This is a genomic window from Thiocapsa sp. (assembly GCF_011390875.1).
Lineage (GTDB): Bacteria > Pseudomonadota > Gammaproteobacteria > Chromatiales > Chromatiaceae > Thiocapsa.
In genome coordinates, this window is sequence record NZ_JAABRP010000081.1 from 1 (window position 1) to 11,314 (window position 11,314).

The 11,314-nt window shown below is 66.3% G+C and carries 9 protein-coding genes; 8 read left to right on the plus strand and 1 reads right to left on the minus strand.

Translation table 11 applies throughout. The features are described 5' to 3' along the window. From GPT33_RS08525 to GPT33_RS08540, 4 genes are all read left to right on the plus strand, one after another. Window positions 1-625, plus strand: a 625-nt coding sequence (locus GPT33_RS08525) for a LysR substrate-binding domain-containing protein (protein ID WP_296807386.1), incomplete at its 5' end; no start/stop codon positions are given. A gap of 368 nt (window positions 626-993) precedes the next feature. Beyond that, window positions 994-1,188 (plus strand): hypothetical protein, encoded by a 195-nt coding sequence (locus tag GPT33_RS08530; protein ID WP_296807389.1) that lies wholly within the window; start codon window positions 994-996, stop codon window positions 1,186-1,188. A gap of 78 nt (window positions 1,189-1,266) precedes the next feature. After that, window positions 1,267-1,710, plus strand: coding sequence for a hypothetical protein (locus GPT33_RS08535; RefSeq protein ID WP_296807392.1), 444 nt, complete (start codon window positions 1,267-1,269; stop codon window positions 1,708-1,710). Between the two features lie 10 nt (window positions 1,711-1,720). Then, window positions 1,721-2,737 carry a TIGR00341 family protein gene (locus tag GPT33_RS08540; protein ID WP_296807394.1) on the plus strand — a complete coding sequence of 339 codons (1,017 nt, stop codon included), beginning with the start codon at window positions 1,721-1,723 and terminating at the stop codon, window positions 2,735-2,737. Between the two features lie 59 nt (window positions 2,738-2,796). On the opposite strand, the gene GPT33_RS08545 is transcribed toward GPT33_RS08540, so the two are convergent. Further along, entirely contained in the window at window positions 2,797-6,117 is a 3,321-nt protein-coding gene (locus tag GPT33_RS08545) for an SNF2-related protein (RefSeq protein ID WP_296807397.1), read from the minus strand. 343 nt (window positions 6,118-6,460) lie between these two features. Between GPT33_RS08545 and GPT33_RS08550 the strand changes: the two genes are divergently transcribed. The 4 genes from GPT33_RS08550 to GPT33_RS08565 all read left to right on the plus strand — a co-directional run. Next, the gene (locus GPT33_RS08550) at window positions 6,461-7,759 is read left to right on the plus strand and encodes a glycosyltransferase (RefSeq protein WP_296807400.1); all 1,299 of its coding nucleotides are present in this window, start codon (window positions 6,461-6,463) and stop codon (window positions 7,757-7,759) included. Continuing rightward, window positions 7,743-9,005 (plus strand): glycosyltransferase, encoded by a 1,263-nt coding sequence (locus tag GPT33_RS08555; RefSeq protein ID WP_296807402.1) that lies wholly within the window; start codon window positions 7,743-7,745, stop codon window positions 9,003-9,005. Before GPT33_RS08550 ends, GPT33_RS08555 begins: the two co-directional genes overlap by 17 nt. Before the next feature lie 3 nt (window positions 9,006-9,008). Next, window positions 9,009-10,223, plus strand: a complete 1,215-nt coding sequence (locus GPT33_RS08560) for a glycosyltransferase family 4 protein (protein ID WP_296807405.1) — start codon at window positions 9,009-9,011, stop codon at window positions 10,221-10,223. Beyond that, the coding region (locus tag GPT33_RS08565) for an ABC transporter ATP-binding protein (protein WP_296807408.1) at window positions 10,220-11,314 on the plus strand (1,095 nt) is incomplete at its 3' end. The genes GPT33_RS08560 and GPT33_RS08565, both read left to right, overlap by 4 nt.

The window sequence follows — 11,314 nt, forward strand, 5'->3', positions numbered from 1 at the left end:
GACACTGAGCCCTTACCTGATTCCGCAGGTCTTGGTTCCGCTGAAGCGCACCTATCCGAATCTCAAGCTGATCCTGTCGGAGGAGATCACGGATCTGCTCCTCGGTCGCCTCACACGCCATGAGATCGATGCCGCGTTGCTCGCCACGCCGGTCGACGACACGGATCTGGACACGATGCCGTTATTCGACGAGCCCTTTTGGCTCGCGCATCCACGCAACGACCCTTTGTACGAGAAGGACGAGATCACGGCGAAGGACCTGGAAGAGGTGGACCTTCTGCTGCTGGCCGACGGGCACTGTCTGACCCATCAAGTCATGGAGGTCTGCCGTCTCGCCGAGCGTCCGACAAAGGGCGAGATGGCTGACCTGCGCGCCGCGAGCCTGGAAACCCTTCTGCAGCTCGTGGGCGCCGGCTTCGGCTGCACCCTTGTCCCGGCATTGGCGATCCGCGGGGCCTGGATGACCGACAGCGGCATCATCGCGCGCCCGCTGGGCAATCTCCCTGATGCCTTCCGCCGCATCTCGTTGGTCTACCGGCGCAGCTTCCCGAGACGCGCGGCGCTGCAGGCCTTCGCCGACGTGATCCGGCAGAACCTCCCGAACACCGTCAGACGTCTGAGCTGATCCCGATCAGGGAAGCATCCGTTTTTCGCCGCTTGAAACCCACACACCGGTCACTGAGATTCGAAACGAATTCGCTCCTGTTCGGCACCTTTTGTCTTGCAAAGCCCGACACTGCACGCACGTTTGCCAGACTTCAGCCGACGTCAATGCGTTGCGGAAAAGAATCATGAGTGTTGCGATGCCGACAAAAACGCTTCCATGCGCTAGACTCCGGGTGGGGTCAACGACAAAACGCATGTTTTTGTCTGTTGCGAAGCGGCTACAAATCCTGAGTAGCCAGGGGTCTCGGCGAGATGGCGCGACTTGTGCATTGATCGACGCAAGTCGTCATTGTCCGTCTTCGGACCCATCGTCAGGGGATACGCGTCATGAGCACACAACGATCACTCGCCTCTTGGGAACTCTGCCGTCAAGGACTTCCGCTGCTCGCGGATGCAGCCAACGAGTGCTGGGAGCGCGGCAAACGATTCGAGCTGAGGAACGACATTGCGGTCTCGAGATCGCTGAAGGTTCTGATCGACCGGTGCAACTGGGAGATCGAGCGCACGAGCCGAGCGGCCTGATTCGCATCCTTCGGGCCTGCCCCGAATCCAATCCGACCCTCGGCGCACGGGCGCGCCTGCCGAACGCTCGATGCCGTAATGACTGATCTCGAAGGTTATCTGGTCGTCGAGACACGTGCCGATCGGCCGGGTCTGGTACGCGTTTTCAGTACACCGCAGAACCCGACGCCTTCGGACTTCGAGGCAACCGACCCGTCACGGCCGCTGATTCGCTACGTCGCCTTTTTCCCCGCACTCCATGTCGCCCGGATGCACGCACAAACAGCGCTGCGGCGCGGCATGGTCGATGCGGAGGCCGGCCTCTACCGAACCGATCCGGTGACCGCGGTCGCCGCCGTCGACGCAATCGATTTGAGCCATCGCCGCGTCTATCTGGCGCCCGAGATCGAATCCGACCCGGCCTTCGCCGCTGCGCGCGAGCAACGGCGCAGGCGTCAGCGCCTGGCGAACCGCATCTGGACGATTGTCGGGGTCTTGGCGATCATCCTCCTCGTCCTGTTCGCCCAGATCCCGGTCTTCTGAGTCCCGACACATGCGCATCGTCGAAGTCATTGCAGATCGTAAGCACGCCAAAACGCTCGCCGGGATGGCGAAGTTCTACGGCGCCGAGGATTTCTGGTGGGGCGGCGACGCAGAGGACGGGCGCTGCAGCATCCGCATGCTGGTCCCGGACGATCACCGCCAAGCACTGATCGACTCGCTGCAGGACCTGTTCACGGCCAACGACCGCGCGCGCATCGTCATTCAGTCCATCGACGCCGTCTTGACCCATGAGGGACAGGACGACAAGGACCTCGAGAACGATAAGGACAAAGATAAGGCCAAGGCCGTTGCAGCCACCCGCGAAGAGCTCTACAGCCAGATCGCCAAGGGCGCCCAGCTCGACAGCAATTTTCTAGTGTTGACGGCCCTCTCGACCCTGGTGGCCGCGATCGGTCTTATCGAGAACAACGTCGCGGTCATCATCGGCGCGATGGTCATTGCGCCGTTGCTCGGACCCAACATCGCGCTGGCGTTCGCCACATCGCTCGGCGACAAGGAGCTGACCTGGCGCGCCTTCAAAACCAATATCGCAGGCATCGGCCTGTCGATGCTGATCGCGGTCGCGATCGCCTTGGTTCTGCCGGTCGGGCTCGACAGCTCCGAGATCCTGTCCCGCACGGATGTCGATCTCGGCGGCGTCGTCTTGGGACTGTCCTCGGGTGCCGCGGCGGTCCTCTCGCTGACGACCGGCTTGTCCTCTACCCTGGTCGGCGTCATGGTCGCCGTCGCCCTGCTCCCGCCGACAGCAACCATGGGGATGATGTTGGGCGCCGGACGCTGGGAGGAGGCGCTCGGCGCCTTCCTGCTGCTGATCGTCAACATCGTCTGTGTTCTGCTCTCGGCGAAGGTCGTCTTCCTGCTCAAAGGGGTCCGACCGCGGTCGTGGACCGATCGCAACCGGGCCAAACAATCCAACGCGATCTATCTCTCGCTCTGGGCGATCCTGCTCGCGCTCCTGATCGTCGTGATCCTGATCCGCGCTGCCGGTTGGCACGTTCCCTGGTAGTGTCAGGGCGGCGCGCCGGGGGGCGCGACGGCCTTCTCGTTACGCCCCGTCGAGTCTTATCAATCGTCGCTGAGAGGCGCGAACAAGAGATCGAGGTCGGCAGGGCTCAAGACGCCGGATGCCGCGCCGCCGCCGGCCAGCATGGCGTCGGCAAGGGCCTGTTTGCGTGCCTGCAGATCGGCCACCCGTTGCTCGACGGTCCCCTCGGTCAAGAGCTTGTAGACGAACACCGGCTTGTCCTGGCCGATACGGTGTGCGCGGTCGGTCGCCTGACGCTCGGCCGCAGGGTTCCACCAAGGGTCATAGTGGATCACGGTGTCGGCGGCGGTGAGATTCAGCCCGGTCCCGCCGGCCTTGAGACTGATCAGAAATAAGGGCACCTCCCCGGCCTGGAAACGATCGACCGGACGATCGCGATTGCGGGTCCGCCCGGTCAGCTTCACGAAGTCCTGATCCTCGCGCAGTCCGCGTTTCATCAGCTCCTCCTCGATCAAGGCCAGCATGCTCGTGAACTGCGAGAAGAGCAGCACGCGCCGTCCCTCCTCGAGCAGCTCGGGCAGCAGGGTCATCAGCAGATCGAGCTTGGCGGAGCCTTTGACCCGGCGCGCACTCTCGAGCGACACCAGACGCGGATCGCAGCACACCTGGCGCAGCTTGAGCAGGGCGTCCAGGATAATGATCCCGCTGCGCGCAAGACCCTTGCGGGCCACCTCCTCGCGCACCTTCTCGTGCAATGCCAAGCGCAGGGTCTCGTAGAGATCGCGCTGATCGTCGGCGAGGGGAACCTCGCGAATGATCTCGCTCTTGGGCGGCAGCTCGGCGGCGACCGTTTCCTTGGTGCGACGCAACAGGAAGGGGGCGACCCGCCGACGCAGCTCGTCCTGACGCACCTCGTCGCCGTGACGCTCGATGGGGATTCGAAACAGTCGCCGAAAGCGGCGCTCGTCTCCGAGCAGCTCGGGCATCAGGAAATCGAGCAGCGACCAAAGCTCACCGAGGTGGTTCTCCATGGGCGTGCCGGTCAGGCAGAGCCGATGGCGCGCGTTCAAGCCGCGGGCCGCTTGTGCGGCCTTGCTGCGCGGGTTCTTGATGTTCTGGGCCTCGTCCAGGATGAGCAGGTGAAAATCCCGCTCCGCGAGTGCGTCCAGATCACGGGGCAGCAACGGGTAGCTCGTCAACACCAGGTCATGATCGGGGATCGACGCGAACCGCGTATGTCGCGTGGAGCCATGCAGCGACAGGACCCGCAGCGCCGGGGCGAAACGCTCGGCCTCGCGGCGCCAGTTGAAGAGGAGGCTCGTTGGCGCGATCACCAAGCTGGGTTGATCGGCCCGCCCGCTCTCCTTCTCGACCAAGAGATGCGCCAGGGTCTGCACTGTTTTGCCGAGACCCATGTCGTCGGCAAGGACACCGCCGAGCCCGTATTCGCGTAGGAACTGCAGCCAATCGAGCCCTTGGCGCTGATAGGGCCGAAGCTCGACGGTCAGCCCCACAGGCGATGCAATCGTCTCCAATCCCTGAAAGTCACGCAGCCGCCGACCCCAGTCGCGGACCGCGTCCCCGCCCCGCCAACGCAGCGACGGGGCCGCCGCCTCCAGCTCGGCGAGCTGGGCTGCATGGACACGCGACAGGCGCAAGCGACCTTTGCTCCCATGTGATCCCAGTGACCCCTCGGGGTCGTACAGCTCGATCAAGGTCGAGAGTATGGGCCGCAGACGCTCCACCGGCATCAGGATCAGCCGCCCGTCGGGTAGACGCAGCTGCAGGCGCGTCTCCGCGTCCATCGCGGCGAGCGTCCGCGTGGAAAGGTCCACCTGATAGCGCCCGATGAGCTCCACCAGCAGCGGGAGCAGATCCACCCGCTCCCCGTCGACCTCCACCCCCAACCCCAAGTCAAGCCAGTTGCCGCCCTCCCCCTCCGCGACATCCATCTCCCAATCGCCGATCTCCGCGACCCGAAAGTGGAAACCCTCGCCGATCTCGATCCGCCAGCCCTGCGCCGCGAGGTCGGGCAGCCCATCCTGCATGAAGTCGAGCCAGGTCTCGGGGTCGGTGCGCTCGAAGCGGAGACCGTCGGCATCGGACGCCTCCGTGGCGCGATGAAAGCCCGACGCCTCGAGCACGCCGATCGCCGCCCGTTCGGCTTCGGGTTGACGCTCCACCTCCACGAGCACGCCCTGTTCGACGCGGCGCAGCACCGGGGCGCGGTCGCGCGGATCGACCGATATGCCGCCATAGTCGAAATCGAGCTCGGCGTGATGTGTCCACTCGGGCTGACGTTGGATGCCCCAGTAGCGCCCCACGCTGCTTGCCGCAAGATCGACGCTGCGCAGACGCAAACGGGGGACGGGCATCTCCGAGCGGCTGTGACGGCGCTCGGGGCTCTTGGGAAGTTGAACCGAGCGCCCCTTGAAGCGCTCCCGCGCAGCCTTCTCCAACGCCTCCACCGACTCGGGCGCGACCACCGGGGCTGCCGCCAAGACGCCGGCCTCGCGGTCGTCAAGGCCCGTCTCCACCGGACCGCAGTCGCCGGTGTCCGGATCCAAATACCAAGGCGGCGACATCGGCAGCAGCAAAAGCCCCTGGCTGTCGGCCTCGAGGATCACGCGCAACCGTGCATCGTCTCCCAGGCGCCACTCCAGGCGCCCCGCGCGAGGACCCGCGTCGCGCAGGACCGGGCCATCGATCGTGCGCAGATAGCCGCGCCCGGTGCGCGTGATCGCCGCCATGACATCCGCACCGGTGAACGTATCCAGATGGGCCGCGCTCGGGTCACCGCTGCCACGCGCGACTGCAAGCAAGCCCATGATGCGTTGATCTTCCGGACCGATGAAGCTCGCTTTGGAGTGACCGAGGATATTGAAATCCTGGGGTTTACCGTAGCCGCCGGTGAGCAGCTGCCGCGCCTTGGCCGCACGCACCCGTGTGCGCCTGACCCCGAGATGCTCCTCCGGATCGATGAAATAGAGGATCCGATGGGGCTCTTCGGCCGGAACGCCTGTTGCTCGCTCGATCTGATCGAGCCAACTCTTCAATTGAAACGGCAGCGCGGGCACCGTGGCCGGCAAGGTTGCGCCCGTGGTTCGCGTACCCAACGACAGCAATACAGCCGCCACGTGCTTACAGTTGTATCCCACCGGACAGGAGCATTGTCCCACCACCGTCAGGGCGCCGTCGGCCCGTTCGCCGAGTTGCACGATGCACTGATAGATCCGCCCGCCCGAGCCCCGCACCCGCCCCGTCACGAGCCCGCGCTCGGCATCGTGATCCGCGCTCAGCACGCGTCGCTCTTGGAGATAACGCCGGCCCCGCTCCAAATAGGTCGGCGGAATCGCATGTTTCAAGGTTTCGGGGTCGAGCAGCAGTGGAGCGGAAGGCATCGCGTGTCTTGAGGGTTACAACGAGAAAGCCGCGAGCCTACAACCTCGAGGAAGACAACGGAAGGCACGGCGCACAGTTGCAATCGCCGATCACGGGCCGAGGAATGCCGCCGCATTCAGCATCCATTCAGGCTCCCCGTGAGAATCTCCTAGCCGGAGGATCGGATACGGCACTGAATCCGCGCACCGCCGAACCTATCTTTCGACTCGGAACCTTTGCTCGTCGGCGGACATCGATGACTCGGGCCTGATGCGGGCCGTGCCGACAGTTGCCGCGAATCGCCGCCCCCGGGGGCCGAAGGTGTGATTCTCACGAACCCAAGCCATGCGCTCGGAGGCCCCGATGCATTGCACAACCGAACATGGATCCGAATCGACGGCGAGAATCGCCCTGTATTCGCACGACACCATGGGACTGGGTCACCTCCGACGCAATCAACTGATTGCACAATCCCTCGCAGCATCCTCGCTGAACCCGGGCATCCTCACGATCGCAGGCGTACATGAGGCGGGGCTCTTCGCCATGCCGCCGGGCGTCGACCGCTTGACGCTTCCCGCCTACCGCAAGGATCACGGCGGCGGCTACGCCCCGCGCTCGCTGCGTCTGGGCACGGAGGCCCTCACGGCACTGCGTGCACGGGTGATGGGCGCTGCGCTGGAGAGCTTCGAGCCGGACCTGCTCATTGTCGACAACGTCCCGCGGGGTGCTCTCGAGGAGTTGAATCCCGTACTTGAGCGCCTGAAGGCGCGAGGCCGGACCCGCTGTGTGCTGGGCCTTCGGGACGTCCTCGACACGCCGGCGCGGGTTCGCACGGAATGGCGGCGCCGGATGAACATCTCGGCGATTCGCGAGTACTACGACGCCGTGTGGATCTACGGCGATCAGGCCGTCTACGACGCGACCCGTGAATACGCCTTGCCGCCCGACATCGCCAAGAAGACCCGCTTCACCGGTTATCTCGATCCGGCCGTGCGGCTCGGTCGGGCCGATTGCGAATCGCACCCGTCGCTCCCCGAGCGCTTTGCGGAGCAGCCGTTCACATTATGCGTCGTCGGTGGCGGTCAGGACGGCCGCGCGATCGGCGAAGCCTTCCTCCAAGCGCAGCTGCCGCGGGGCGAGCTGGGGGTGCTCGTCACCGGTCCCTTCCTGCCGCCGGAGGAGCAACGCCGCATCGCAGACCTCGCAGCAGACAACCCGCGCGTGTCGATCCTGGGGCTCGTCAACGAGCCCATGCGGCTGATGCAGCGTGCCAGCCGTGTGATTGCCATGGGCGGTTACAACAGCGTCATGGAGATCCTCTCGCTCGGTAAACCGGCCCTTCTGGTACCGCGTGATCGCCCGCGCCTGGAGCAGAGGATCCGTGCCGAACGACTGCGAAACCTGGGCCTGATCGATGTCTTGGGCTCGGAGGATCTGGATCCCCGCTCGCTGTCGCGCTGGATGCACGCGGACGCGGCGACGCCCGGAGCGTCCATCCATCCGCGCGCTCGGATCGACCTTCTCGGTCTCGATCGGGTGCGGACCCTGGCCGGCGAGATGCTCGGACGCGTGCCTCGCTGCTCGATCGACCCGCCCAGACCCGAGCTCTGCGATTCAAGTCTCCGTCAAACGCCGAGGACCGACTATGCCATCGCCTCCTGAAAACCCACGCATCGGCTATGTGATGAAGCGTTATCCGCGCTACTCCGAAACCTTCATCGTCAACGAGATCCTCGAGCATGAGAAGGCAGGGATCCCGATCGAGATCTTCGCACTGCGCCCGGTTCGCGAGACCCACTTTCAAGACGCCCTGGCCGCGGTACGTGCCCCGGTGACCTATCTCTCGGACGACAACCGCAGGTCCCGGCGACTCTGGTCGCTGATCACGGACGCGCGCGCCCGGCTGCCCGGCTTCTGGCAGAGGCTCGATACCCTGGTCGGTCCCGAGGGCCACGAGGAGGATCCCGCGACCGAGGACCTGATGCAGACGCTCGATCTGGCCCTGCACGCGCATGAACGGGGCTTGACCCATCTGCACGCACACTTCGGCACCTTGGCGGCGACCGTCACCCGCGGGGCGGCGCATCTGGCGAACATCCCCTACAGCGTCACCCTCCATGCCAAAGACATCTATCACGAGAGCGTGGACCCGCAGGTCATGCGACGCATCCTCTCGGACGCCGCGGCGGTCGTGACGGTCTCCGACTACAACCGAATGCACCTGGAGGCGACCTACGGCGATGCGGCCTGCGGTGTGACGCGGATCTACAACGGCCTGGACCTGACGCGCTTCGAGCTGATGCCGACGACACGGGCCGGCGACGCGATCCTGGCGGTCGGCCGCCTGGTGGAGAAGAAGGGCTTCGATGTCCTGATCGACGCCTGCGCGATCCTGCGGGAGCGCGGGGTGCAATTTCACTGTCGCATCGTCGGGGACGGGGTCGACGGGGCGAACCTGCGCGAGCGGATCGAGCGGCACGCCCTCGGCGCCCTGGTCCGACTGGAGGGTCCGAGACCCCATGCGGATCTGATCGGGCTCTTCCGCGAGGCCGCCGTCTTCGTCGCGCCCTGCGTCGTCGCCGCGGACGGCGATCGCGACGGGCTGCCGACCGTGCTGCTCGAAGCCATGGCGCTCGGGACACCCTGCGTCTCGACCGCGGTGACCGGCATCCCCGAGCTGGTGCACGACGCCGAGACCGGTCTGTGCGTGCCGCCGCGCGACTCCGAGGCCCTGGCCGATGCCTTGGAGCGCATGCTCGCGGATCCCGGCCTCGGGGCGCGGCTTGCGACCCGCGCCCGAGCCCGGGTCGAGCAGGCCTTCGACATCCGGCGCAACGCCGCGCGACTGCGCGATGTCTTCGCGGCCGCGACGCGGACAGCGGACCGGACTGGATTGGAGGTCGCTTAGGCCATGCGTATCGCCTATGTCTGTACCGATCCGGGCGTGCCCGTCTTCGGGTCAAAGGGCTCCTCGATCCATGTCCAGGAGGTCGTTCGCGGCTTCGCGCGCACCGGGGCGGAGGTCACGCTCTTCGCCACGCGACTCGGCGCAGACCCGCCGAGCGACCTGCGCGGGATCGCGGTGCATCGATTGCCCTCCCCGCCCGGCGACGAGCCCGCGGCGCGCGAACTGGCGGGGCTGGCCGCCAACAGCGCGCTGCGCGCTGCCCTCGCCGAGCATGGCCCCTTCGACCTGATCTACGAACGCTATGCGCTCTGGAGCCGGGATGCCATGGAACACGCCCGAGCAATGGGCCGCCCCGGCATCCTCGAGGTCAACGCGCCGCTCATCGAGGAACAGGCCCGACATCGTATCCTGGTGCATCGCGCCGAGGCCGAGGCGGTCGCCACCCGCGTCTTCGCCGCGGCACGCGCCCTGGTGGCCGTCTCGCCCGGGGTCGGTGCCTATCTGGCCGAGCAAGGCGTCGAGCCCGAGCGCATCCATGTCGTCCCGAACGGCGTCGACCCCGGCCGCTTTCGAGCCGTCGGACCCGAGTGCGGAGCCGAGTACGGACCAACCGCCGCGACGCGCGCCGACAGACCCTTCACGGTCGGCTTTCTGGGCACCTTGAAACCTTGGCACGGGCTCGGCATCCTCTTGGACGCCTTCGCACGCGCCCAGCGAGACGACCCGGACCGACGTCTGCTCATCGTCGGCGATGGGCCGGAGCGCGGGATGATCGAATCGGTCGCCGCGCGGCTCGGCATCGCGTCCGCTGTCGTGCTCACAGGCGCCGTCGCGCCGCATCAGGTCCCGGCCCGGCTCGCCGAGATGGATGTCGCGGTCGCGCCCTATCCCGACCAGCCGGGGTTTTATTTTTCGCCGCTCAAGATCGTCGAATACATGGCGGCAGGTCTGCCGGTCGTCGCCAGTCGCATCGGCGATCTGCACCGGATCGTCCGGCACGAGGTCAGCGGGCTGCTCTGCCCGCCGGGTGATCCGGGCGCACTCGCCTCCGCCATCGAGAGACTGCGGCGAGACCCGGCCCTGTGCCGGAGGTTGGGCGCGGCCGGTCGCGAGGCCGTGCTCGCAGAGCACACTTGGGACGCCGTGGTCGCCCGCATCCACGATCTGGCCGGACTGCGACCCCGACACGCCTCACGACGCGAAGGGTGCTCGGCATGAGTCGACGACAACGCCCGATGACGCTGACCCGAATACTCCCGAGCCTGCTGCGCATCCTGCGCCGTTTCAGGCCCTATCTGCGCCCGCAGGCCCCGCTGCTCGCCGGGGCCTTGCTCGCACTGCTTCTGAGTACGGCCGCACGACTGCTCGAACCCTGGCCGCTGAAGCTCGTGATCGATCGCGTGGTCGTCGCCACGCCCTCGGGCGGTGCCTCGGGCATCGCCGTCGTCGACGCACTGGATCCGACAAGCCTCCTGACCCTCGCGGCGATCGCGCTGGTGGGCGTGATCGCGGTGCGCGGCATCGCCTCCTATTTGAGCACCGTCGGTTTCGCGCTGGCCGGACATCGGGTCCTGAGCGAGGTGCGCAACGATCTGTATCGACATCTGCAGGGGCTTTCGCTGTCCTTTCACGATCGCGCCAAGACCGGCGAGCTGACGCTGCGCATTATCGGCGACATCGGTATGCTCAAGGAGGTGACGGTGACGGCGATCCTGCCGCTCTTGGCCAGCAGCCTGGTGTTGGTCGGGATGATCGCCGTGATGCTCTGGCTGAACTGGCAACTCGCCCTTGCGGCACTGCTGCCGCTGCCCCTGTTGTGGCTGACCACGCTGCATTTCGGTCGCCGTATCCAGGCAGTGAGCCGCGAGCAGCGCCGACGCGAAGGCGCCATGGCCGCGAAGGCCGCCGAGTCCATGGCGGCGATTCGCGACATCCAAGCCCTGTCGCTCGAGCATGGATTCGCCGAGTCCTTCTGCAGCGAGGGCAACCGGGATCTGAAGGAAGGGGTCAAGGCCAAGCGCCTGGCCGCCCATCTGGAGCGCAGCGTCGATGTGCTGATCGGCGTGGCCTCGGCGCTGGTGCTCTGGTTCGGCGCCCGGCTGGTGCTCGCGGGTGCGCTGACACCCGGCGATCTGATCGTCTTTCTGGCCTATCTGAAGACCGCCTTCAGACCCGTGCGCGAGCTGGCGAAATACACCGCACGCCTGGCCAAGGCCTCGGCCGCGGGCGAGCGAGTCGTCGATCTGCTCGACGAGGAATCCGACGTCCGGGATCGACCGGACGCACAACCCGCACCGCCGTTCACGGGA

What these genes read in the sequence shown, in the direction of transcription:
- GPT33_RS08530 (WP_296807389.1), top strand. Translation starts at nt 994, where the DNA reads ATGAGCACACAACGATCACTCGCCTCTTGGGAACTCTGCCGTCAAGGA.
- GPT33_RS08535 (WP_296807392.1), top strand. Translation starts at nt 1,267, where the DNA reads ATGACTGATCTCGAAGGTTATCTGGTCGTCGAGACACGTGCCGATCGG.
- GPT33_RS08540 (WP_296807394.1), top strand. Translation starts at nt 1,721, where the DNA reads ATGCGCATCGTCGAAGTCATTGCAGATCGTAAGCACGCCAAAACGCTC.
- GPT33_RS08545 (WP_296807397.1), bottom strand. Translation starts at nt 6,117, where the DNA reads ATGCCTTCCGCTCCACTGCTGCTCGACCCCGAAACCTTGAAACATGCG.
- GPT33_RS08550 (WP_296807400.1), top strand. Translation starts at nt 6,461, where the DNA reads ATGCATTGCACAACCGAACATGGATCCGAATCGACGGCGAGAATCGCC.
- GPT33_RS08555 (WP_296807402.1), top strand. Translation starts at nt 7,743, where the DNA reads ATGCCATCGCCTCCTGAAAACCCACGCATCGGCTATGTGATGAAGCGT.
- GPT33_RS08560 (WP_296807405.1), top strand. Translation starts at nt 9,009, where the DNA reads ATGCGTATCGCCTATGTCTGTACCGATCCGGGCGTGCCCGTCTTCGGG.